The organism is Micromonospora sp. LZ37, from assembly GCF_059359015.1.
The window spans coordinates 165550-187966 of the sequence record NZ_JCADBL010000006.1; the positions used below are offsets into that span (position 1 = coordinate 165550).

Consider the following 22417-nt stretch of genomic DNA (forward strand, 5'->3'; position numbering starts at 1 on the left):
CGATACGCCGACAGGCGCCCCCACCGTGCGGGGACGCCTGTCGCAACCTTGCGAACCGATCAGGCCTGGGCCTTCGCCTCGGCGGTCTCCTCGCCGCCGGCGGCGGCCGGAGCACCGGCCTCGGCACCCTCGGACGCCTCGGCGGTCGCCTCGCCGACGCCGGCCTCAGCCTCGGCGTCGGCCTGCTCGGCCTCGGGCATGGTCGCCTCGAGCTGCTCGGCGGTCGGGGCGGCGGTCACCGAGGCGACCGTCTGGTCCGCGTCGGCGACCAGCTCGACGCCGGCCGGCAGCTGCACGTCGGCGGCGGTCACCTGGGTGCCGGCCTCGAGGCCCTCGATCGAGGCCTCCAGGTGGTCCGGCACGTTGGTGGCGTCGGCGCTCACCGACAGGGTGTCGTGGTCGTGCACGATCAGGGTGTCCCGCGCGGCCTCACCGGTCAGCTGGACCGGGACCTCGACGGTGACCTTCTCGCCGCGGCGGACCAGCAGCAGGTCCACGTGCTCGAAGGTGTCCTTGATCGGGTCACGCTGGATCGCCTTCGGCAGCGCCAGCACCTGGGTGCCGTCGCTCACCTCGATCGCGAAGAGCTGGTTGGCACCGCCCTTGCGGATCGCGGCGGCGAACTCGCGGGACGGCAGCGCGATGTGCTTCGGCTTCTCGCCGTGGCCGTACAGCACTGCGGGCACCTTGCCGGCCCGGCGGGTACGGCGGGCACCACCCTTGCCGAACTCGGTGCGGGGCTCGGCGCTGATCTTTACCTCGGACACGGGGAAACTCCTGATGCTTTTCGCGGCGGCGGGTTGTCGACTGGCGGTGCTGGGCGAGGGGCTCGCTGGGGCTCATGCGTCATGAACGACTGCCCGGAGCACCGCGTCGATGACGGTGCCTCCGTGCGGCGCTCTTTCAGCGGCCCGCCGGGCACCCTCGCCGTGGCAACCGTGCCAGTCTACCCGAGCCGGATCAGAGCTTTCCGGCAGTCCCCACTATCACCGGCGCGGCCCGTCCGCAGGCCGAAGTGGGAAGGCCGGGACGCCCACGCGCCCCGGCCCACCGGTCAGCTCAGGCCACCGAAGAGGGTCGTCACCGAACCGTCGTCGAAGACCTCACGGATCGCCCGCGCCAGCAGCGGCGCGATCGACAGCACGGTGAGCTTGTCGAGCTGCTTCTCCGGCGGCAGCGGCAGCGTGTTGGTCACGACGATCTCGCTGATCGGGCTGTTCTTCAGCCGCTCGGTCGCCGGGTCCGACAGCAGCGCGTGGGTGGAGGCGACCACGATCTCGGCCGCGCCCGACTCCTTGAGGATGTCGGCGGCCTTGGTGATCGTGCCACCGGTGTCGATCATGTCGTCGACGATCAGGCAGACCCGACCCTCGACCTCACCGACCACCCGGTTCGCCACCACCTGGTTGGGCTTGAGCGGGTCCCGGGTCTTGTGGATGAACGCCAGCGGGCAGCCGCCCAGCCGGTCGGTCCAGCGCTCGGCCACCCGCACGCGGCCGGAGTCCGGCGCCACCACGGTCATCGGCCGGCCGGCGTACTTGTGCTCCACGTACTCGGCCAGCACGTCCATGGCGAAGAGGTGGTCCACCGGGCCGTCGAAGAAGCCCTGGATCTGCGCGGTGTGCAGGTCGACCGTGAGGATGCGGTTCGCGCCGGCGGTCTTCAGCAGGTCGGCCACCAGCCGCGCCGAGATCGGCTCCCGACCGCGGTGCTTCTTGTCCTGGCGGGCGTACGGGTAGAACGGCAGCACCACGGTGATCCGCTTGGCGGAGCCCCGCTTCAACGCGTCGATCATGATCAGGGTCTCCATGACCCAGGTGTTGACGCCGTGCGTCACGGACTGCACCACGAAGGCGTCCGAGCCACGTACCGAGTCCTTGAACCGTACGAAGATCTCGCCGTTGGCGAACTCGTACGCGTCGGAGGGGGTCGGCGCGACGCCGAGCACCTCACCGATCTCCTTGGCCAACTCCGGAAAGCCACGTCCGGAAAAGAGCATCAGGCTCTTGCGGTTTTCGGCGACGATGCTGCCCATGGGCCCGTCTGCTCCCGTTGGTCGGTGGTTCCCGGCGGCGGTGGGCGCCGGGGACTATTCGGTTGCAGTATCCCCCGTGCGGGATGGGCCCCCCACCGTCTCGGCGCCCTCGTGGATTGGCTCACCTTCGCTTGCGGCAGCCGCCGCGCCCGACGCACCCTCGGCGGCCCGCTGGGCCCGCTCGGCGGCCGCCGCGGACGCGGTGCCGGCCCGCCGGCGGGCCACCCAGCCCGGGATGTTGCGCTGCGGCGCCCGGGTCACCCCGAGCGCGCCCGGGGGCACGTCCTGGGTGATGGCGCTGCCCGCCGCGACGTACGCTCCCGCGCCCACCTCGACCGGCGCGATCAGGCTGGTGTCGCAGCCGACGAAGGCCGCCTCGCCGACCGTGGTGCGGTGCTTGTCGACCCCGTCGTAGTTTACGAAGATCGTCGCCGCGCCGATGTTGGCCTTCGCCCCGATCGTCGCGTCACCCACGTACGACAGGTGCGGCACCTTGGCGCCCGCGCCCACCTCGGAGTTCTTCACCTCGACGAACGTGCCGACCTTGGCCTTCTCGGCCAGCCGGGCGGCCGGCCGCAGGTACGCGTACGGCCCCACGCTGGCGCCGGGGCCCACCTCGGCGCCCACCGCGTGGCTGCGCAGCACCGTCGCCGCCGCGCCGACCACCGTGTCGATCAGGGTGACGTCCGGCCCGACGACCGCCTCGGCGCCCACCACGGTGCTGCCCCGCAGCTGGGTGTTCTGGTCGATCACCGCGTCCCGCTCGACCGTGGCGGTCACGTCGATCCAGGTGGTGTCCGGGTCCAGGATGCTCACCCCGGTCCGCATCCAGGCCGCGTTGACCCGGTCGCGCAGCAGCTTCCGCAGCCCCGCCAGCTCCACCCGGTCGTTGCAGCCCAGCGTCTCGGTGTGGTCGGCGGCGACGTGCACCGCCACCGGCTCACCGGCGGAGCCGAGCAGGCCGAAGACGTCGGTGAGGTACTCCTCGCCCTGGTCGTTGTCGGTGGAGAGCTTGCCCAGGGCGTCGCGCAGCCGGGCCACGTCGAAGGCGTAGATACCGGCGTTGATCTCCCGCAGCGCGCGCTGCGCCGGGGTGGCGTCGCGCTCCTCGACGATCTGCTCCAGCCGACCCGCGGCGTCCCGGACGATCCGGCCCAGGCCGGTCGGGTCGGGCACCTCGGCGGCGAGCACGGTCGCCGCCGCGCCCTCGCCCTCGTGGGCGGCGACCAGCGCGGCCACCGTCTCGGCGCGCAGCAGCGGGACGTCCCCGTTGATCACCACGACCGTGCCGGAGGCCTCCGGCACCGCCTCCAGCGCGATCCGCACGGCGTGACCCGTGCCGAGCTGCTGGGCCTGCAGGACCGGGGTGGCGTCGGGGGCGATCTCGCTCAGGTGCGCGCGGACCTGCTCGGCGCCGTGGCCCACCACGACGACGGTCCGGTCCGCGGCCAGCGGCGCGGCCGCCGTCAGGACGTGGCCGAGCAGCGTACGACCGAGCAGTGGGTGCAGCACCTTGGGCAGCGCCGACTTCATCCGCTTGCCCTCACCGGCGGCGAGCACGACAACGGTGCGGAGGTGGGGCTGGGGCACGACGTGGCTCCCGTCGGGACGGCGACAGTCTCGCGGTCATGCTAACCAGACAGCTCGGATAGTTCGTCCCATACCCCGACGGACGGGGTTGGACAGCAGACGGACGGCTCGGCCGCCAGGGTTCGAACCTGAAACACGGGTACCAAAGACCCGGGTGTTGCCAATTACACCACGGCCGATTGTGACGCAAGACAGCTTAACGCTTTCCCCCTGCGGCGGCTCGACCCCTGGCCGTCCGGCGGCGGATCGGACGATCCCCCCGGACGTTTACCTGGCAGTATGGCCGGGTGACCGACACGGACGGGCACAACGGCAGGAACATCCCACGACAGGGCGTCACCGAGCGCCGGCGAGGTGACGACATGGCGGACGGACCCCCCGAGGGGCGACGACGGGCGGTGCCGGCGGCGACCGCGAAGCCCGCCTCCCGGGTGCGCATGTCCGCCGCCCAGCGTCGCGAGCAACTGATCTCGATCGGTCGGCAGGTCTTCGCCGAGAAGGGCTTCGACGCCACCTCCATCGAGGAGGTCGCGTCCCGCGCCAAGGTCTCCAAGCCGGTGGTCTACGAGCACTTCGGCGGCAAGGAGGGCCTCTACGCGGTGGTGGTCGACCGTGAGGTGCGGGCGCTGCTGGACCGGATCACCACGGCGCTGACCGCCGGGCACCCGCGCGAGCTGCTGGAGCAGGCGGCGTTGGCGCTGCTCACCTACATCGAGGAGGAGACCAGCGGGTTCCGGGTGCTGGTCCGGGAGTCGCCGCTGATGTCGGCGACGGGCAACTTCAGCAGCGTGATGAACGACGTCGGGCACCAGGTCGAGCACATCCTGGCCGCCGAGTTCTCCGGTCGGGGGTACGACCCGAAGCTGGCCGAGCTCTACTCGCAGGCGCTGGTGGGCATGGTGGCGCTGACCGGCCGGTGGTGGCTGGAGGTGCGCAAGCCACGCAAGGAGACGGTGGCCGCGCACCTGGTCAACCTGGCCTGGAACGGGTTGTCGCACCTGGAGGCGAAGCCGGGACTGATCACGGTGCGCAAGCGCGCCTGAGCCGGCTCAGTGGTTGGCCTCGGCTATCGGGTGGCGGCGGCTGGCCTTCTCCTGCTCGGCGTGTTCCTCGGTGCCGACCTTGTCGTAGAGGCCGGTGGCGAGCAGCGTCAGCCCGAAGACCATCGAGATGATCACCGTCGACATGGAGAAGTTCAGGAAGTTCACGGTGGTCTGCAGGACGGCCATCATGGCGATGCCGGTGACCATGAAGACCACACCGGCGGTCAGGTTCATGTAGTGGCCCAGGTTGCTCCGCCGGGACGCGCCGATGATCAGGACGATTCCGAAGGCCACCGACACGAGCGAGAACGCGAGGTTGGTGCGGAGCCCGAGGGCCCAGGTGTCGCCCCGGTCGAACAGCGGCTGGTCCCAGGTCAGCGCGACGCCCCAGACGCCGAAGACCAGGATGTAGAGCCCGACCAGGCCGGCGATGGCCCGGTACAGCGGGCGCGCCGGGTGGTTCACCGGAAAGTGCACCATGACTCCCCCATCCGAATGCGGCCGGTTCGGAGGAATTGTCGCTCAGCCGGGCGCCCACTGTCCGTCAAACGGCGGTCGCCGGCGCCCGCCCCGGTCCGGGTCGGGCCCCGGCGACAACCGCGGGCGCCATCAGCGGCGGATCAGAGCACGAGGCGAGCCTTCTGCCAGGCTTCCTTGTCCTCGTCGGTGCCGACCTTGCCGTACATGCCGACCATCAGCAGGACCAGGCTCAGGGTCAGCACCACGATGACGGTGATGATGGTGAAGTTGAAGATGTTGGCGTCGGTCTGGATGAAGGCCAGCTGCGCCAGGCCCAGCACCATCAGGCCGTACGCCAGGACCTGGTTGATCGCCACGTCGAGGTTGCGGCCGATCGCGGTGCCGGCCAGCACGGCGATGCCGATCAGGACGCTGAGCAGCGAGAATCCGAGGTTCGTGCCCTGACCGAAGACCTTGGTGTCATCCTGGGCGAGGATGTCGTTGCCGGCGCTCGCGATGATGCCGAGCACACCGAAGACCACCAGGTACAGACCAACGAGCCCGCCGATCGCCCGGTAGACCGGCCGCGCGGGGTGGTTGACGGGGGTATGGGCCATGACTGTGTCTCCAACGCCGTTCGGGTGAGGGTCGCCGACGATTCTCCCGCACGCCGGCATGTGACGCCGCACACGGGGCCCCGTCCGGCGGCGGGAGCCACCTCAGACCGGTGGGATCTCGTCGGCCAGGGCCAGCCACGTCTCCTCGGTCCGCTCGCGTTCGGCCCGCAGCTCCTTGAGCTGCGCGTCGAGCTCGGCCACCTTGGCGTAGTCGGTGGCGTGCGTGGCGAGCTGGTCGAGCAGCGCGGTCTCCTTCTGCTCCAGCTTGGCGACCTGACGCTCCAGCCGGGCCAGTTCCTTGCGGGCCTGCCGGGCCTCGGCGGCCGACATGCCGGTCGGGGCGGCGGCGCCCGGCCCGGCCGTGGGGGCCGTGGGGGCCGTGGGGGTACGCGCCGGCTCCGCCCCACCGGCCCGCGCCAGGTACTCGTCGACGCCGCCGGGCAGGTGCACCAGCCGGCCGTCGCCGAACATGCCGTACGCGACGTCGGTGACCCGTTCGATGAGGTACCGGTCGTGGCTGGCCACGATGATCGTCCCGGGCCAGGAGTCGAGCAGGTCCTCCAGCGCGGCCAGGGTGTCGGTGTCCAGGTCATTGGTCGGCTCGTCGAAGAGCAGCACGTTCGGCTCGCCGGCGAGCAGCCGGAGCATCTGCAACCGGCGGCGCTCCCCGCCGGAGAGGTCGCTGACCGGCGTCCAGAGCCGCCGGTCGTCGAAGCCGAAGATCTCGGCGAGCTGAGCGGCGGAGACCTCCCGGTCGCCCAGCTGCACCCGGCGGGCGACCTCCTCGACGGCCTCCAGGACCCGCAGGTGGCCGGGGAGCTCGGCCAGCTCCTGGGAGAGGAACGCGGGCCGGACGGTGGAGCCGGTGTGGAAGCGCCCGCCGTCGGGGCCGGTGACGCCGGCGAGCATCCGCAGCAGGGTGGTCTTGCCGGCGCCGTTGCGGCCGAGGACGGCGATCCGGTCGCCGGGGCCGACCTGCCAGGTGGCGCGGTGCAGGATCTCCTTCGGGCCGGCGAGCAGCCGGACGTCCTCCAGGTCGTACACCTGCTTGCCGAGCCGGGCGGTGGCGAGCCGTTGCAGCGACATGGTGTCGCGCGGCGGCGGGACGTCGGCGATGAGCGCGTTGGCGGCGTCGATGCGGAACCGCGGCTTGGAGGTACGGGCCGGTGGTCCGCGCCGCAGCCAGGCGATCTCCTTGCGGAGCAGGTTCTGCCGGCGGGCCTCGGTGGCCGCGGCGACCCGCTCGCGCTCGACCCGGGCCAGGGTCCAGGCGGCGAAACCGCCCTCGTAGGCCCGGACGGTCTGGTCGGCGACCTCCCAGGTGGTGGTGCAGACCGCGTCGAGGAACCACCGGTCGTGGGTGACCACAACCAGGGCGCCCTTCCGGCCGACCAGGTACTTCGCCAGCCAGTCGACGCCACCGACGTCGAGGTGGTTGGTGGGCTCGTCGAGGATCAGCAGGTCGGACTCGCGGACCAGCAGGGCGGCCAGCGCCACCCGACGGCGCTCGCCGCCGGACATCGGGCCGACCGGCTGGTCGAGGCCGAGGTGGGGCATGCCGAGCCCGTCGAGGATGGCCCGGACCCCGGCGTCGCCGGCCCACTCGTGCTCGGCGCCCATGCTCTGGTCCAGCCAGGCGGTGCCGAGCACCACGTCCCGGACGGTCGCCTCGGGGGTGAGCGTCAGGCTCTGCGGCAGCCAGGCGACGCGCAGGTCGCGGCGGTGGGTGACCCGGCCGTCGTCCGGTTCCTCCTGCTTGGTGAGCAGCCGCAGCAGGGTGGACTTGCCGGCGCCGTTGAGGCCGACCACGCCGATCCGGTCGGCGTCGTCCAGGCCGAGCGAGACGTCGGTGAGCAGCGGCCCGGCGGCGCCGTACCCCTTGGACACCCGGTCCAGGTTGACGATGTTGGCCACGACCTCACCTCCCATGATCAAGGCGTCCCGGTGCCGGCGGGCACCTGGGGACGCCTGGCCCAAGGGTACGCGGGCGCCCGAGCCGCCCGCGCCGCCCGCCTCCGCCCGGCGCGCTCCCCTGCACCGGTGTCCCCGCGACCGCCCCGGCCCGGCGCGCACGATCAACTCCGTGCCGCCGGAACGCGGGTCTCCCCGCCACCCGGAGACCCCCACGTCGCCGACCTGGAATCGATCTCGCCTGCGCGACCCGCCGGGCGAGGCCGGCGTCCGAGGTGTCGGGGGCGCGGGGCGCGCCGGTCAGCTGACGCGGGCTCCGGCGACCGGCCCGTGCGCGACCCGGGCCTCCCGGCACACGTCGGCGGCCTCCAGCTCCCCGGCGATCCGCTCGGCGTCGGCCGCGTCCCCGGCCAGGAAGACACAGGTCGGGCCGGAGCCGGAGACGAGGCCGGCGAGCGCGCCGGCCGCCTCGCCGGCCTTGAGGGTGTCGACCAGCGACGGGCGCATCTCCAGCGCGGCGTCCTGGAGGTCGTTGCCGAGGGTCGCGGCGAGCACCCGCGGATCACGCTGGCGCAGCGCGGCGAGCAGCGCGTCGGTGCTGCCCAGCGGCGCACCGGCGGCACCGGCGTCGCGGAGCCGGTCCAGCTCCCGGTAGGCGGCGGGGGTGGAGAGGCCGCCGTCGGCCACGGCCACCACCCAGTGCCAGGAGGTGGGGCGGGCCAGCACCGGGCTGACCGCCTCACCCCGGCCGGTGCCCAGCGCGGTGCCGCCGTGGATCAGGAAGGGCACGTCCGAGCCGAGGTCGGCGGCGATGCCGGCCAGTTCGTCGCGGGAGAGCCCGGTGCCCCAGAGCGCGTCGCAGGCGACCAGGGTGGCCGCCGCGTCGGCGCTGCCGCCGGCGAGCCCGCCGGCGAGCGGGATCTGCTTGCGCAGGTGCAGCCGGGCGTGCGGCAGCACGCCGGCGTACCCGGCGAGGGCGTGCGCGGCCCGGATCACCAGGTTGGTGTCGTCCAGGGCCAGCTCGCCGGCGCCCTCACCCTCCATGGTCAGGGTGAGCGTGTCGCCGCGCCGGGCGGTCAGCTCGTCGAAGATCGAGATCGCGTGGTAGACGGTGTTCAGCTCGTGGTAGCCGTCGCGGCGCAGCGGCCCCACCCCGAGGTGCAGGTTGACCTTCGCGGGCACCCGGACCCTGACCGGACCGCTGGCCCCACGCCGCTCGTCCTCACCCTCCGGTCGCCAGGCTTCGGTCACGGGGCGATGTCCCGCACAGGCAGGCGGATGTCGAACGGCTTTTCCACGATCAGCTCCTCGGCGGAGTCGGCGGCCAGCTCGTACCGGCCGTCGACCAGGTCGTACGCGTACACGTGCAACGGATCCTGCTCGATCCGCCAGTAGTGCGGGATCCCCGCGTCGGCGTAGTCGGCCGGCTTCTCCAACCGGTCCCACCGGCGGGTGCCGGGCGAGACGACCTCGACGGCGAGCACGACCTGCTCGGCGTCGAAGTAGTGACTCTTGCCGACCACCGGGCGGCGAAGCAGCAGCACGTCCGGTTCCAAGGTGCTCCGGTGGCTGATCGCCACTCCGACCGCGATGACCGGCGCTACATCGAGCGGGGCGTGCCGCCTGAGCCACTGCCAGACCAGGGTGGCGATGGTCTGGTGGTCGTAGGTGGGGGAAGGAACCACGACAAGGACTCCGTCATGCAACTCGACGCGGGGGGCGTCGTCGGGCAGGGCCAGCACGTCCTCAATGGTGTAGCTGGCCAGGCGTTGCCGGACCGGATCGGGATACCACATCCCTGTGGCGGGGGGTTCGATCGGCTGCGCGGTCACTCGTACACCTCCTCCGCGGACACGGGGCCAGACTACTGCGCGACGGGCGCGGCGGTCGGGGCCGACGCGGCGATGGCGGCGAACTGTTCGACGGTGAGTGACTCCCCGCGTGCGCCCGGGTCCACCCCGGCGGCGGTGAGCGCGGCGGCGGCCCGGTCGGCCCCACCGGCCCAGCCGGCCAGCGCGGCGCGCAGCGTCTTGCGGCGCTGCGCGAACGCGGCGTCGACCACCGCGAAGACCGCCTCCCGGGCCACGTCGTCGCGGGGCGGTTCCCGGCGGGTGAAGGCGACCAGGCCGGAGTCGACGTTCGGCACCGGCCAGAACACGTTCGGCGGCACCTTGCCGGCGGCGCGGGCGCGGGAGTACCAGGCGAGCTTCACCGACGGGATGCCGTACACCTTGGAGCCGGGACCGGCGACCAGCCGGTCGGCGACCTCCTTCTGCACCATCACCAGCCCCTGCCGCAGGCTGGGCAGCTCGGCGAGCAGGTGCAGCACCACCGGCACGGCGACGTTGTAGGGCAGGTTCGCCACCAGCGCGGTCGGAGCCGGGTCGGCCAGCTCGGCGGCGCGGACCCGCAGCGCGTCGGCCCGGTGCACGGTGAGCCGGGCGGCGTCCGGGCCGGCGTGCCGGGCGGCGGTCTCCGGCAGCGCCCCGGCCAGCACCGGGTCGATCTCCACGGCGTGCACGTGCGCGGCGACCGGGAGCAGGGCCAGGGTGAGCGAGCCGAGCCCGGGGCCGACCTCCAGCGCCACGTCGTCCGGGGCCAGCCCGGCGGCGGTGACGATCCGGCGGACGGTGTTCGGGTCGTGCACGAAGTTCTGGCCGAGCTTCTTGGTGGGGGCGACGCCCAGCCGGGCGGCCAGTTCCCGGATCTCCGCCGGGCCGAGGAGACCGGTCACGCCCCGTAGCGTAGCGGCGGGGTCGGACCCGCTCACCACGGGCCGAAGACGCGGTCGCCGGTGGCGGAGATGGCGGCGCAGAGCTCGTCGAGGTCCGCGCCGGTGGTCGCGGCCAGCGACCGGACCGTCAGCGGGATCAGGTACGACGCGTTCGGCCGTCCCCGGTGCGGCATCGGGGTCAGGTACGGCGCGTCGGTCTCCACCAGGATCTGGTCGAGCGGGGTGAGCGCGGCGGCCTCGCGCAGCGCCCCGGCGCTGCCGAAGGTCACCGTGCCGGCGAAGCTGAGCAGGTGGCCCCGGCGCACGCACTCGGCGGCGAACTCGGCGTCGCCGGAGAAGCAGTGCAGCACCACGGTGTCCGGGGCGCCCTCGTCGTCGAGGACGCGCAGCACGTCGGCGTGCGCGTCGCGGTCGTGGATGACCAGCGCCTTGCCGTAGCGCTTGGCGATGGCGATGTGCGCCCGGAAGCTCTCCTCCTGCGCGGCCCGCCCCTCGTCGCCGGTGCGGAAGAAGTCCATCCCGGTCTCGCCGACGCCGCGTACCCGGTCCCGGGCGGCGAGCGCCTCGATCTCCCGCAGCGCCTCGTCCAGGTCGGCCAGGCGGGGCGCCTCGTTCGGGTGCAGCGCGACGGTGGCCAGCACCGCCGGGTACTTCTCGGCCACGTCGGCGCCCCACCGGGACGAGGCGACGTCCACGCCGACCTGCACCAGCCGGTCCACGCCGACCGCGGCGGCCACCTCGATCGCCACCGCGACCGGATCGTCGGCGGGCCCACCGGTGGGGACGCCGGCCTCGCTGACCGTGATGTCCAGGTGGGTGTGGCTGTCCAGCACGGGGCGGGGCAGCGGCTCCGGCGCGGGCGGGAACTCCCCGGCGCGGCGGGCGGCCCGCTGCTTGCGGGTCTCGGTCGGCTCACTCATCGCTCGCCAGCATCACACACCGGGCACGGGCGACGTTCCCGGGACGCCATCACCTGTTCACCGGCCCGGCATCTGGCCGGCTTAGCGTCGCCGGGATGAGCGTCACCCCGCAGGCCGACGGCGCCGCGTCCGAACGGGCCGGGCTGCACGTGACGTACCACGGGGCGGTGTACCCGGCGGAGGAGATCGCCCGAGGCGCCGCGTACGAGTTGTTCAGCGTCGAGGAGGCGGCCGGGTTCGAGTGGGCGCCCCGCCCGGGCGGCGCGCCACCGTGGCGGCGCTTCGCGCACGTCACCGAGGTGACCTCGGTGCACGGCGCGACCGAGCCGGCCGAGGAGCCGGAGTCGCCGCTGCTGGTGCCGCTGCACCGGGACCGGAGCTGGTCGGACGTCCACCAGCTCAGCCAGCAGCCGACGGCGGCGGGCGATCCGACGCTGGCCGCGGTACGGGCCTCGGCGGTGATCCGGCGCGGCACCCGGATGGTCAAGGTGCTCTCCGCCCGCCAGCTCGCCGGTTACGTGCGCGGCTGGCTGCCGCACGGCTTCTGCTACCGGGAGCACGACGTGGCGCACCTGCGGACACCGGCGGCGCTGGCGGTGCTGCGCGGCGACGGTGAGGGCGGGCGGGACGGCACCGACGTGGCGTACGCGCTGCGCTGGCGGGCCGCCGACCCGGCCGACTACGACGTGCCCGTCGGCGAGGCGCACCGGGGGCTGCGGGCCCTGCCGCAGCGGGACCGGCTCGGGCCGCCGGTGCTGGGGACCGGTTTCGTCCCCAGCAACCTCCAGCTCATCCCGGAGTTCGTCACCCGGGACCTGGCCGACCTGCCGCTGCCGGCGAACGCCACCCTGCTCGCCTACACCGCCGACGGCGTGGAGGTGGTGCTCTACAGCTACCAGGCGGAGCAGCGGGGCTGGCTGCGGATGGTCGGCCCGCAGTGGCGGCACCTGCTGGCCGCCGTGCCGGGCCTCTCCCCCGACCAGGAGTACGTCCCGACCGGCGACGCGCCCCGCTCCACCCAGCTCGTCGGCGGCCACGCCGGCGGCGAGTACGAGGCGGTGGCCGACCTGCCGGGCGGGTTCCGGGTGCTGGCGATGACCCGGGCGGCCCGCTACCCGGTGGATTCGGTGGCCCGCCGCCTGCGGTACGCGCACTGGCGCGGCGCCCCCTGTCTGGTGCTGCGGGAGGAGGCGGGCTGGCTGCGGCTGCGGCTGTGCCGGCCGGATCCGGACTCGGTGGTGGCGACCGGGGCGCAGTGCCACGAGCGGGGGGTCTACGAGGCGTGGGCGCCGGGGGCCGAGGTGACCGACGACCGGGTGGTGGACGTGCCGTACGCGGAGTGACGTGGCGCGCATAACGGGCAGTGGCCCGGGAAAGCGCGGGCGTCCGACGTCGCAGATCAGGAGACCCGCATGCCTTTCATCACCGTCGGAGCGGAGAACTCCGGCCCGATCGACCTGTACTACGAGGATCACGGTTCCGGTCAGCCGGTGGTGCTGATCCACGGGTTCCCGTTCAACGGCGCGACCTGGGAGAAGGTCGCCGGCCAGCTGCTGAACGCCGGCTACCGGGTGATCACGTACGACCGGCGGGGTTTCGGCGCGTCCGGCCAGCCGGCGACGGGGTACGACTACGACACGTTCACCGCCGACCTCGACGTGCTCATGACGCAGCTGGACCTGCGCGACACGATGCTGGTGGGCCATTCGATGGGCACCGGTGAGGTGACCCGCTACCTGGGCACGTACGGGTCGGGTCGGGTGAGCCGTGCGGTGCTGCTCGCCCCGCTGGCGCCGTTCCTGCTGAAGACGGCGGACAACCCGGAGGGCGCCGACAAGGCGCTCTTCGACGGGTTCCAGCAGGCGATCCTGGCCGACCGGTTCGCCTACCTGACCTCCTTCTGCGACGCGTTCTTCAACTACTCCGAGAACAAGGGCGGGTGGGTCAGCGAGGAGGCGTACCGGGCGCACTGGAACATCGGCACGATGGCCTCGGCGCGGGGCACCCACGACAGCGTGTCCGCCTGGCAGACGGACTTCCGGGACGACCTGCCCCGGATCGACGTGCCGGTGCTGATCGTGCAGGGCGACAAGGACAACGTGCTGCCCTTCCCGTTGACCGGGCAGCGGCTCCAGCCGATGCTGCCGAACAGCCGGCTGGTCGTCCTGGAGGGCGCCCCGCACGGCACGCCCTGGACGCACGCCGACGAGGTCACCAGGGAGATGCTGAACTTCTTCGGCCAGCCCAGCATGGCCACCGCCTGAGCGGCGACCACCCGACGGATCGGCGGCGCGGCCCCGGGGAGACCCGTGGGCCGCGCCGCCGTGCGTGGGTTCAGCCGGCCAGCCGGGCCAGCTCCTCCTCGACGATGACCGGGTCGAGCTTGCGGAAGACCGGCTTCGGCGCGGCGAGCGCCCGCCCGGCCTCCAGCGGTACGGACTCCCAGCGCGCGCCGACCGTGTAGTCACCGGTGAGCACCGGGTACGCCGGCCCGCCGTCGAGGTCGTCGACCTCCTCGATCACCGGCATCGGCGCGTGCACGCCGGTGCCGCCGAGCAGCTCGTGCACCTTCTGCGCGGAGTGCGGCAGGAAGGGGGTGAGCAGCGTGTTGGCGTCGCTGACCACCTGGAGGACGACGTGCAGGATGGTGCCCATCCGGGGCTTGTCCGTGGCGTCCTTGAGCTTCCACGGCGCCTGCTCGGAGAGGTAGCGGTTGGCTTCGGCGACCACCTTCATCGCCTCCCCGATGGCCTGCTTCTGCCGGTGCCGGGCGATCAGGTCGCCGACCGTGTCGAAGCCGGCCCGGGCGGTGGCGAGCAGCGCCTCGTCGGCCTCGGTGAGCCCGGCCGGGTCGACCGGCGGGATCGCCCCGAAGTTCTTCGCCGCCATCGAGACGGACCGGTTGACCAGGTTGCCCCAGCCGGCGACCAGCTCGTCGTTGTTGCGGCGGAGGAACTCCGCCCAGGTGAAGTCGGTGTCGTTGCTCTCCGGGCCGGCGGCGGCGATGAAGTAGCGCAGCGCGTCGGCGTCGTACCGCTCCAGGAAGTCCCGTACGTAGATCACGACCTTGCGGGACGAGGAGAACTTCCGGCCCTCCATGGTCAGGTATTCGCTGGAGACCACCTCGGTGGGCAGGTTGAGCCGGCCCAGCTCGCCCGGCTCGCCGTCCCGCGAGCCCTCGCCGGAGTAGCCGCTGAGCAGCGCCGGCCAGATCACCGAGTGGAAGACGATGTTGTCCTTGCCCATGAAGTAGTAGGCGCGGGCGTCCTTGCCCTCCGCGTCGGCGGACCACCACCTGCGCCAGGCCTCCGGGTCGCCGGAGCGGCGGGCCCACTCGATGGAGGCCGACAGGTAACCGATCACCGCGTCGAACCACACGTAGATCCTCTTGTCGCCCCGGTCCCGCCAGCCGTCCAGGGGGATCGGGACCCCCCACTCCAGGTCCCGGGTGATGGCCCGGGGCTGGAGGTCGTCGAGCAGGTTCCGGGAGAACCGCAGCACGTTGGGCCGCCAGCCCTCCCGGGTGTCCAGCCACTGCCGCAGCACCTCGGCCAGGGCGGGCAGGTCCAGGAAGAAGTGCTCGGTCTCGATGAACTTCGGGGTCTCCCCGTTGATCTTCGACTTCGGGTCGATCAGGTCGACCGGGTCGAGCTGGTTGCCGCAGTTGTCGCACTGGTCGCCACGGGCGCTGTCGTACCCGCAGATCGGGCAGGTGCCCTCGATGTAGCGGTCGGGCAGGGTCCGCCCGGTCGACGGCGAGATGGCGCCCATCGTGGTCTTCGGCACGATGTACCCGTTGCGGTGCATCCCCTCGAAGAGCTCCTGCACCACCGCGTAGTGGTTGCCGGTGGTGGTGCGGGTGAACAGGTCGTAGGAGAGGCCGAGCCCGTGCAGGTCCTCGACGATCACCCGGTTGTACCGGTCGGCCAGCTCGCGGGGGGTGACCCCGTCCGCGTCGGCCTGCACCTGGATCGGGGTGCCGTGCTCGTCGGTGCCGGAGACCATGAGCACGTCGTGGCCGGCCATCCGCATGTACCGGGCGAAGACGTCGGAGGGAACGCCGAAACCGGAGACGTGGCCGATGTGGCGCGGGCCGTTGGCGTACGGCCAGGCGACCGCCGCGAGAACGTGACTCATGACCAGCAAGCCTAGTGACCGCTCCCCGGTGCCCGCGAATCAATAGGCCCCCCGGTGGCGCGGCGACCCGCACGGACCACCCCGCCACCCCGGCCATTCGTCCGATTTGTCGCCGACACGCGGCGTGAGCTGCCCGACAGCTCGCGGCCGGCGGTGTCCAATGAACGCCGTGACTGGCAGACGAGCGGCACCCGGGCACGACGACCCGTCCCCCGCGACGGCGACGGACCCGGCCGGCACCGGGGACGCCGCCCGGCGCGGCGGCGTGGTCCGCCCGGCCCGCGGCGGCACGGACGCGGCGACCCGCGGCGGCACGGACGCGGCGACCCGCGGCCGCGCGGCCCGCCCGGTGGGCGCGGGCGCCGCCGGCCCGACCGGTGGCACGGAGGGTACGACCCGCGCGGACGGCACGACGCGGGGCGGCGCGGTCGCCCCGCAGCCCCGGCTGGTGCCCGGACCCGACGACTCCCCGGTGGAGGTCGAACCGACCACCGGGGCGCCGGTCGACGCCGTGCCGCGCCGCGTCCCGGTCCGCCAGCCGTCCCGGGCCCCCGAGACGGCCACCCCGGAGGGCGGGCACTCCTGGGCGCCGATCGAGAAGGTGCACTGGGACGGCACACCGCTGCGCGAGCAGCCCAACCGCGGCGAGCGCGCCCCGGCCGCCCCACCCGCCCGCCGGCCGGCGCCCCGCGCCACCCACCCGCCCGACCCGGTACGCGGACTCGCGACGCTGCTCGCGTTCAGCCTGCTCGCGGCGTTCTTCGCCTGGGTGAGCGCCGGCCCGTTCTGGCTGGCGGTCGGTCACGCCACCACCGGAACGGTGGCGATCTCGGACTGCACCGGCGGCGGGCTGACGCAGCGCTGCCGGGGGATCTTCGCCGCCGCCGACGGCCGCTCCCTCGCGCACGGCGTCCGGGTCAGCGGGGTGCCGGGCGAGCGCCGGGCCACCGGCACCACCCTCCCGGCCCGGATGACCGGGCCGGACGCCGACACGGCGTACGTCGACACCGGGGTGGCCCGGCACCTGCGCTGGCTGCTGGGCCTGCTGATGGTGGTCGGTTGCGGGGCCGGAATCGTCCGGTGGACCGGGGCGCTCCGGCTGGCCGACCCCCGGCACCGCCGCTGGGCGGTGGCCGGGGCGTCGGCCGGGCCGCTGCTGATCACCCTGGGCTTCCTCGTCGCCGCCTGGTGACCCTCCCGGGGTGGGCGCGGGGCCCCCTCCTGGCCGGGACGCTCAGCTGTGCACCACCGTGTAGACGTCGCGGCGGCGCAGGCCGTGGTCGGTGGCGACCTCGCTGATGGCATCCCGCCGGGACATCCCGGCGGCCTCGCGAGCGGCGACCGCGGCGCGCAGCGTGTCGTCGTCCGGCCGCTCCGGCGCGGTGTGCGGCGCACCCCCCACCACCACGGTGATCTCGCCCCGGGGCTCCCCCTCGGCGGCCCACTCGGCCAGCTCGCCGAGCGGCCGACGGACGATCTCCTCGTACGTCTTGGTCAGCTCCCGACAGAGGGCGGCGGGCCGGTCCGCGCCGAAGATGGCGGACAGGTCGGCCAGCGCGCCGGCGATCCGGTGCGGGGCCTCGAAGAAGACCAGGGTGCGTTCCTCGGCGGCGAGGGCGCGCAGCCGGGACCGTCGCCCGCCGGGTGAGCGGGGCAGGAATCCCTCGAAGCAGAACCGGTCGCTGGGCAGCCCGGACAGGGCCAGGGCGGTGGTCACCGCGCTGGGTCCGGGGGCGGCGGTGACCGGCACGCCGACGTCGAGGGCGGCCCGGACCAGCCGGTAGCCGGGGTCGGAGACGCTGGGCATTCCGCCGTCGGTGACCAGGGCGACGGTGTACCCGGCGGTGAGCACCTCGGCCAACTCGGGCGTACGCCGCTCCTCGTTGCCCTCGAAGTAGGAGACGATCCGGCCGGGCACGCTGACGTCGAGGTCGCGGGCGAGCCGGGCGAGCCGGCGGGTGTCCTCGGCGGCGACCACGTCGGCGGTGGCGAGCACCTCACGGAACCGGGCCGAGGCGTCGGCCGGGTTGCCCAGCGGCGCACCGAGCAGGATCAGGCGCCCGAGCTCGGACATTTCAGCCACGGAATGTGCTCCTTCATCGACAGCTGTGCCAATCTCGGCGGCGTTGGGCGCCACCGGGCACCTTCGCAGCCTACGATCGGCCGGTGACGAGTGCGTCGACAGCGCAGAGCGCGAGTGCGGACCGGTCCGGACCGGCGGCCCCCGAGACCGACGGCGGGGGGATCCCGGCGGTCGTCCGCCGCCGGCTCGCCACCGTCGAGGCCCGGCTGGACGTCAACTCCTGGGTCGCCACCGCCGTGGTGGTGGCGATCGCGGCCGTCCTGCGCCTGCTCGGGCTGAGCTCCCCCAAGGGCAAGATCTTCGACGAGATCTACTACGCCCGGGACGGCTACGGTCTCATCGACAAGGGCGTCGAGTGGAACTACAAGGACAACGGCCCGTCGTACGTCGTCCACCCGCCGCTGGGCAAGTGGCTGATCGGGCTCGGCGAGTGGGCCTTCGGCTACCAGGACCAGGAGCACGGGATCTCGGTGCCGGGGCACCTGGTGACCACCGCCCCGGAGTTCGGTTGGCGGTTCTCCGCGGCGGTCGCCGGCATCGTCTCGGTGCTGCTGCTGGTCCGCATCGCGCGCCGGCTCTTCCGCTCCACCATCCTGGGCTGCGCCGCCGGCCTGCTGCTCGCGCTGGACGGCTTCCACCTGGTGCTCTCCCGCGCCGCGCTGCTCGACATCTTCCTGCTGCTCTTCGTGCTGGCGGCGTTCGGCGCGCTGGTGCTGGACCGGGACGCCCGACGGCGCCGCTGGACCCGGGCGCTGGAGGGCGGGCTGGACCCGAGCCTGCGGGGGCGGGCCGGGCGACCGGCCGGTGGCTGGCGGACCTGGCCGTGGTGGCGGCTCGCCGCCGGGGTGCTGCTCGGCTGCGCGGTCGGGGTGAAGTGGAGCGCGCTCTGGTTCGTCCCGGCCTTCGCGGTGCTGGTGTTCCTCTGGGAGGTCGGCGTCCGGCGCTCCGCCGGGGTGCGCCGCCCCTGGCTCGACGCGCTCCTCGACGAGCTGCCCTGGATGGTGCTCGCCGGCCTGCTGATCGTCGGGACGTACCTGCTCACCTGGTCGGGCTGGTTGCTGGGCGACGTCGGCTACTACCGGACGGCGTCGCCGGCCTATCCGATGCTCAGCGACACCCCGGTGCTGGGGGCGCTGAACAACCTGTACCAGTACCACAAGGCCGCGTTCGAATTCCACACCGGCCTGGAGACCGCGCACAAGTACCAGTCCTGGCCGTGGCAGTGGCTGCTGCTCGGCCGGCCGGTGGCGTTCCACTGGTCGGGGGAGGGCGCCTGCGGGGCGCCGAGCTGCGCCTCGGAGATCCTGCTGCTCGGCACGCCGCTGCTCTGGTGGTCGTTCCTGCCCGCCCTGGTGGCGCTGGTCTGGCTCGGCGTGGCGCGGCGGGACTGGCGGGCCGGGGCGATCCTGGTCGCCGTCGCCGCCGGCCTGCTGCCCTGGTTCTGGTTCGCCCTGGACGGGCGGACGATGTTCTCCTTCTACGCCGCCCCGGCGCTGCCGTTCCTGGTGCTGGCCGTCGTCTACGTGCTCGGCGCCATCGTCACGCCGGCCGGGCCGGCGGGCGCCGCGCCCGCCGACGCGGACCCGGAGCAGGCGTACGACCGCCGGCTGGTGGGCGGTCTCGTGGTGGGCGGGTACGTGCTGCTGGTGGCGCTCTGCTTCGCCTACTTCCACCCGATCTTCGTCGGCACCCTGCTGCCCTACGAGGACTGGTCGGCCCGGATGTGGCTGGACGGCCGCTGGATCTGACCGCGCACCGGGCCGCCGAGCCGTGGCGACGACCGCCGGGCTCGCCTCGGACGGGTGCGGCTCGGAAGAGTCGGGAGGGGCCCGGGGGCGGGGTCGACCGGCGTGGGCACGGGACCGCTGGGAACCGCGGGCACAATAGCGCGCGCCCCGATCGCCTGCCACGGGGGAAGCGGGCGATTGGGGCGCGCAGGAAAAGCTTAACCACGTTGTGGCACCGGCACAACGGGAGGACTCGAGTCAGATTCCCGACGGATGCGCAGGGGAGCAATTGGTTTACATCTGACATCTGACGGATGGTCACCTCGCGCCGACCGTCCGCCGCTTCGACCCGGAGGGTCCGTACCTTTTCCGCCCGATCGAGGTGATCGACGCGGCGAGGGCCGCGCCCCCGCCCGGCGCCGGACGCAGGCGGAACGGCGTCGGAGGCCTGGCGCGCGACACCGGAGGCGACCCGAACGACGGAGGCGCCGCCCGGGCGAGGCGACGGCGGCCGGGGTGGCCGGCCCTCGACCCGCCCCGGGGTCCGTCCCCCGCCCCCGACGATCATCCAGAGTGGATCTCACTACACTTCGCGCGGTGATCAACAAGAGACGATCGACGGCCGTCCTGATCGGATTGTCGGCCGCCATCATCCTGACCGGCCCGGCGCCGGCCGCCGCGGACGAGGAGAGACCCGCCGAGCCACCGAGGGTCGAGCTGGTGCTCGACGTCAGCGGCTCGATGCGGGCCCGGGACATCGACGGGCGTAGCCGGATCTCCGTCGCCCAGCAGGCGTTCAACGAGGTGGTCGACGCGCTGCCCGAGGAGACCGAGCTCGGCATCCGGGTGCTCGGGGCCACCTACCGCGGCAAGGACAAGAAGCAGGGCTGCCTCGACACCCAGCAAATCGTGCCGGTCGGCCGGGTCGACCGCACCCAGGCCAAGGCCGCGGTGGCGACCCTGCGACCCACCGGCTTCACCCCGGTCGGCCTGGCGCTGCGCTCCGCCGCCCAGGACCTCGGCACCGGCGCCACCACCCGCCGGATCGTGCTGATCACCGACGGCGAGGACACCTGCGCGCCACCCGATCCGTGCGAGGTGGCCCGGGAGCTGGCCGCCCAGGGCACCAAGCTGGTCGTCGACACCCTCGGTCTCGCCCCCGACGAGAAGGTGCGCCGGCAGCTGCTCTGCATCGCCGGGGCCACGGGCGGCACCTACACGGCGGCGGAGAGCGCCGAGGAGCTCGCCGGTCGGATCAAACAGCTGGTGGACCGGGCGAACCAGACCTACACCGCCACCCCCACGGTGGTCGGCGGCGCGGCCGGCTGCGGCAACGCGCCGCTGCTCGCCCCCGGCGTCTACAGCGACCGGGAGACCTTCTCCGAACACCGCTGGTACCGGGTCCCCGTCCGGCCCGGCCAGGAGCTGCGGGCCTCGGTGAGCCTGGCGCTGGACCGGCCGGTGAACCCCGACCACGCGGTCCTGCTGCGGGCCACCACCGCCGACGGGCGGGAACTCGTCCGCGGGGTGGACGCCGGCAGTGGTCGTACCGACGTGGTGTCGGCGGGGCTGCGCTGGTCGGCGACGGAGGACGGGGCCACCCCGGCGCCGGAGGCCACCGCCGCCACCGCGCCCACCACCACGGTCTGCCTGGTGGTCAGCAACGCCTTCGCACCCCGGCCCGGCACCCGGGCCACGCCCGGCATGCCGGTCGAGCTGACCGTGGACGTGGTCGCCTCCTCCCCCGCCCCGGCCGCACCCGACCTCGGCCGCGGCTGGGTGCTGCTGGCCCTGCTGACCCTCGCCGGCCTGCTCGCCGGGCTGGTCACCGGCCTGCTCACCCGCTGGTGGACGGCGACCTGGAGGGAGAACCGATGACCCGTACCCCGATCGTCCGGACCGGTGCGGCGCTGGCCGCCGCCGGACTGGCCCTGCTGGCCGCCCCGACCCCGGCCGCGGCCACCACGCCCACTCCCTCCCCGGGCGCCACCCCGGTCACCCGGGCCGGCACGTCCTTCCTCACCGCGACCGGCATCGCCGCCGGCCAGCCGGTACGGGTCGACGCCTCCGTCGGCGACTTCCTGTACTGGTCGTTCCCGGCCACCGCCGGCCAGCGCCACCGGATCACCGCCAGCGTGTCGTTCCCGAAGACCCGCAGCGGCCCCTCGACCTGGACGGTGGAGGTCTTCGACGGGCTGCGCCGCCGGCAGGCCTGCACGGACGGGGCGCAGACGCCGACCGTGGACGCCTCGGCCGGCAGCGTCACGCTCAGTTGCACGCTGCGTCAGGTCCGCTCCTGGGCGGAGCCGTGGTCGGCCGACCCGCTGCCCGGCACCTACTACCTGCGACTGTCGGTGGTCGACCTGCCCGAGCCCGACCTGGGGCTCCCGGTCGACGTGGAGCTGCTGGTCAGCGCCGACGACGACGGCTCCCGCGACGACGGGAGGCTGAACGCCCCGCTGACCCCGGTCACCGAGGCCGGCACGGTGCTGACCGGTGAGCCGGCGGCCGCCCCCGCCGACGCCGACGACGACAGCGGGTTCGCCGACTGGCTGCCCGACCTCGGCTCGCGCTGGATCTGGACCACGGTGGGCGGAGTGCTCGCCGCGGTCGCCGGTGTCGTCGGCTTCGGCCTGACCCGCCGCCCGCGCCGGGCCTGAGCGCCGGTGGTGGCCGCCGTGGGCGGCCACCACCGGCGTCCGGGTGTCACCGACCCCTCGGCATCCATCCGAAGAACCGGTCCCGCAGTCGGTCCACCGGGGACCCGGACAGGTCGGCACTCGCCGAGGCCAGGCAGGAGCCCAGGTAGACGCTGAGCGAGGCGCGGTCGACCTGGTACTCCGAGAGCAACCGGTCCCGCTTCGTCGCACAGGGCCACTCGTCACCGCAGGAGCCGCAGATCCAGCCGGGCGTCAGCGGAACGTGCTCGTCGGGTGGGGAGTCCGACGACGTGGTGGCACCTGTCATGGCCACTTCCTCTCACGTTGGTCGTTGCGGTCGTGACCGTCGCCGGTCCGTCCCGCCGGCACGGGCGGACACCGGACGACTCCCCCGTGTCGTCCCAACAGCGCCACGGAACTCTCCGCCGTTACACCGTTGCGGTACGTTCACCCTCCGACCGGCCGGCTCGACGTCGAGCGGGCCGGACTGCGGTCGTACCT

At 73.6% G+C, this 22417-nt stretch carries 20 protein-coding genes and 1 tRNA gene; 7 read left to right on the forward strand and 14 right to left on the reverse strand.

Annotated elements, in window-relative coordinates:
* Positions 1-59 precede the first annotated feature (59 nt).
* The 4 genes from AC5L3Z_RS14995 to AC5L3Z_RS15010 all read right to left on the reverse strand — a co-directional run bounded on the left by AC5L3Z_RS14995 (position 60) and on the right by AC5L3Z_RS15010 (position 3804).
* Entirely contained in the window at positions 60-767 is a 708-nt protein-coding gene (locus tag AC5L3Z_RS14995) for a 50S ribosomal protein L25/general stress protein Ctc (protein WP_494842416.1), read from the reverse strand.
* A 287-nt stretch (positions 768-1054) separates the two neighbouring features.
* Positions 1055-2035, reverse strand: a complete 981-nt coding sequence (locus AC5L3Z_RS15000; protein WP_334451417.1) for a ribose-phosphate diphosphokinase — start codon at positions 2033-2035, stop codon at positions 1055-1057.
* Positions 2036-2089: 54 nt separating this feature from the next.
* Entirely contained in the window at positions 2090-3625 is a 1536-nt protein-coding gene (gene glmU / locus AC5L3Z_RS15005) for a bifunctional UDP-N-acetylglucosamine diphosphorylase/glucosamine-1-phosphate N-acetyltransferase GlmU (RefSeq protein WP_494842418.1), read from the reverse strand.
* 107 nt (positions 3626-3732) lie between these two features.
* A tRNA-Gln gene (locus AC5L3Z_RS15010) sits at positions 3733-3804 on the reverse strand.
* Between the two features lie 183 nt (positions 3805-3987).
* On the opposite strand from AC5L3Z_RS15010, the gene AC5L3Z_RS15015 reads away from it, so the two are divergent.
* Entirely contained in the window at positions 3988-4668 is a 681-nt protein-coding gene (locus tag AC5L3Z_RS15015) for a TetR family transcriptional regulator (protein WP_494842420.1), read from the forward strand.
* A gap of 6 nt (positions 4669-4674) precedes the next feature.
* Here the strand turns inward: AC5L3Z_RS15015 and AC5L3Z_RS15020 are convergent, their stop codons facing one another.
* From AC5L3Z_RS15020 to AC5L3Z_RS15050, 7 genes are all read right to left on the reverse strand, one after another.
* On the reverse strand, positions 4675-5148 hold the full coding sequence (locus AC5L3Z_RS15020) for a DUF4383 domain-containing protein (RefSeq protein ID WP_494842422.1): 474 nt from the start codon (positions 5146-5148) through the stop codon (positions 4675-4677).
* A 140-nt stretch (positions 5149-5288) separates the two neighbouring features.
* The gene (locus tag AC5L3Z_RS15025) at positions 5289-5744 is read right to left on the reverse strand and encodes a DUF4383 domain-containing protein (protein WP_494842424.1); all 456 of its coding nucleotides are present in this window, start codon (positions 5742-5744) and stop codon (positions 5289-5291) included.
* Between the two features lie 102 nt (positions 5745-5846).
* Entirely contained in the window at positions 5847-7658 is a 1812-nt protein-coding gene (locus AC5L3Z_RS15030) for an ABC-F family ATP-binding cassette domain-containing protein (protein ID WP_494842426.1), read from the reverse strand.
* 297 nt (positions 7659-7955) lie between these two features.
* Positions 7956-8906 carry a 4-(cytidine 5'-diphospho)-2-C-methyl-D-erythritol kinase gene (locus AC5L3Z_RS15035; protein WP_494842427.1) on the reverse strand — a complete coding sequence of 317 codons (951 nt, stop codon included), beginning with the start codon at positions 8904-8906 and terminating at the stop codon, positions 7956-7958.
* Positions 8903-9487 (reverse strand): Uma2 family endonuclease, encoded by a 585-nt coding sequence (locus AC5L3Z_RS15040; protein WP_494842429.1) that lies wholly within the window; start codon positions 9485-9487, stop codon positions 8903-8905. Before AC5L3Z_RS15040 ends, AC5L3Z_RS15035 begins: the two co-directional genes overlap by 4 nt.
* A 32-nt stretch (positions 9488-9519) precedes the next feature.
* The gene (rsmA, locus tag AC5L3Z_RS15045; RefSeq protein ID WP_494842431.1) at positions 9520-10389 is read right to left on the reverse strand and encodes a 16S rRNA (adenine(1518)-N(6)/adenine(1519)-N(6))-dimethyltransferase RsmA; all 870 of its coding nucleotides are present in this window, start codon (positions 10387-10389) and stop codon (positions 9520-9522) included.
* 32 nt (positions 10390-10421) lie between these two features.
* Positions 10422-11309, reverse strand: a complete 888-nt coding sequence (locus AC5L3Z_RS15050) for a TatD family hydrolase (protein WP_494842433.1) — start codon at positions 11307-11309, stop codon at positions 10422-10424.
* 95 nt (positions 11310-11404) lie between these two features.
* On the opposite strand from AC5L3Z_RS15050, the gene AC5L3Z_RS15055 reads away from it, so the two are divergent.
* Together AC5L3Z_RS15055 and AC5L3Z_RS15060 are read left to right on the forward strand one after the other, a co-directional pair.
* Positions 11405-12652, forward strand: a complete 1248-nt coding sequence (locus AC5L3Z_RS15055; protein WP_494842435.1) for a hypothetical protein — start codon at positions 11405-11407, stop codon at positions 12650-12652.
* A 69-nt stretch (positions 12653-12721) separates the two neighbouring features.
* Positions 12722-13573 (forward strand): alpha/beta fold hydrolase, encoded by an 852-nt coding sequence (locus AC5L3Z_RS15060; protein ID WP_494842437.1) that lies wholly within the window; start codon positions 12722-12724, stop codon positions 13571-13573.
* Positions 13574-13643: 70 nt separating this feature from the next.
* Here the strand turns inward: AC5L3Z_RS15060 and metG are convergent, their stop codons facing one another.
* Complete coding sequence (metG, locus tag AC5L3Z_RS15065) at positions 13644-15446, reverse strand: methionine--tRNA ligase (protein ID WP_494842439.1); 1803 nt, start codon at positions 15444-15446, stop codon at positions 13644-13646.
* A gap of 169 nt (positions 15447-15615) precedes the next feature.
* Here metG and AC5L3Z_RS15070 point away from each other — a divergent pair, with 169 nt between their 5' ends.
* Positions 15616-16638 carry a hypothetical protein gene (locus AC5L3Z_RS15070; protein WP_494842441.1) on the forward strand — a complete coding sequence of 341 codons (1023 nt, stop codon included), beginning with the start codon at positions 15616-15618 and terminating at the stop codon, positions 16636-16638.
* Positions 16639-16680: 42 nt separating this feature from the next.
* On the opposite strand, the gene rsmI is transcribed toward AC5L3Z_RS15070, so the two are convergent.
* Entirely contained in the window at positions 16681-17520 is an 840-nt protein-coding gene (gene rsmI / locus AC5L3Z_RS15075) for a 16S rRNA (cytidine(1402)-2'-O)-methyltransferase (protein ID WP_494842727.1), read from the reverse strand.
* A gap of 92 nt (positions 17521-17612) precedes the next feature.
* Here rsmI and AC5L3Z_RS15080 point away from each other — a divergent pair, with 92 nt between their 5' ends.
* From AC5L3Z_RS15080 to AC5L3Z_RS15090, 3 genes are all read left to right on the forward strand, one after another.
* Positions 17613-19277, forward strand: coding sequence for a dolichyl-phosphate-mannose--protein mannosyltransferase (locus tag AC5L3Z_RS15080; protein WP_494842443.1), 1665 nt, complete (start codon positions 17613-17615; stop codon positions 19275-19277).
* Positions 19278-19853: 576 nt separating this feature from the next.
* Positions 19854-21134, forward strand: coding sequence for a VWA domain-containing protein (locus AC5L3Z_RS15085; protein WP_494842445.1), 1281 nt, complete (start codon positions 19854-19856; stop codon positions 21132-21134).
* A complete protein-coding gene (locus tag AC5L3Z_RS15090) occupies positions 21131-21916 on the forward strand; it encodes a peptidase (RefSeq protein WP_494842447.1) in 786 nt (261 codons plus the stop codon). The genes AC5L3Z_RS15085 and AC5L3Z_RS15090 overlap by 4 nt, the downstream gene beginning before the upstream one ends.
* A 46-nt stretch (positions 21917-21962) precedes the next feature.
* Here AC5L3Z_RS15090 and AC5L3Z_RS15095 read toward each other — a convergent pair whose 3' ends face one another.
* A complete protein-coding gene (locus tag AC5L3Z_RS15095) occupies positions 21963-22223 on the reverse strand; it encodes a hypothetical protein (protein ID WP_494842449.1) in 261 nt (86 codons plus the stop codon).
* Between the last annotated feature and the right edge of the window lie 194 nt (positions 22224-22417).

Bases quoted from the DNA above. Each gene is read 5' to 3' on its own strand.
- AC5L3Z_RS15000 (WP_334451417.1), bottom strand. From the start codon at position 2,035: ATGGGCAGCATCGTCGCCGAAAACCGCAAGAGCCTGATGCTCTTTTCC.
- AC5L3Z_RS15015 (WP_494842420.1), top strand. From the start codon at position 3,988: ATGGCGGACGGACCCCCCGAGGGGCGACGACGGGCGGTGCCGGCGGCG.
- AC5L3Z_RS15020 (WP_494842422.1), bottom strand. From the start codon at position 5,148: ATGGTGCACTTTCCGGTGAACCACCCGGCGCGCCCGCTGTACCGGGCC.
- AC5L3Z_RS15025 (WP_494842424.1), bottom strand. From the start codon at position 5,744: ATGGCCCATACCCCCGTCAACCACCCCGCGCGGCCGGTCTACCGGGCG.
- AC5L3Z_RS15050 (WP_494842433.1), bottom strand. From the start codon at position 11,309: ATGAGTGAGCCGACCGAGACCCGCAAGCAGCGGGCCGCCCGCCGCGCC.
- AC5L3Z_RS15055 (WP_494842435.1), top strand. From the start codon at position 11,405: ATGAGCGTCACCCCGCAGGCCGACGGCGCCGCGTCCGAACGGGCCGGG.
- AC5L3Z_RS15060 (WP_494842437.1), top strand. From the start codon at position 12,722: ATGCCTTTCATCACCGTCGGAGCGGAGAACTCCGGCCCGATCGACCTG.
- metG (WP_494842439.1), bottom strand. From the start codon at position 15,446: ATGAGTCACGTTCTCGCGGCGGTCGCCTGGCCGTACGCCAACGGCCCG.
- rsmI (WP_494842727.1), bottom strand. From the start codon at position 17,520: ATGTCCGAGCTCGGGCGCCTGATCCTGCTCGGTGCGCCGCTGGGCAAC.
- AC5L3Z_RS15090 (WP_494842447.1), top strand. From the start codon at position 21,131: ATGACCCGTACCCCGATCGTCCGGACCGGTGCGGCGCTGGCCGCCGCC.
- AC5L3Z_RS15095 (WP_494842449.1), bottom strand. From the start codon at position 22,223: ATGACAGGTGCCACCACGTCGTCGGACTCCCCACCCGACGAGCACGTT.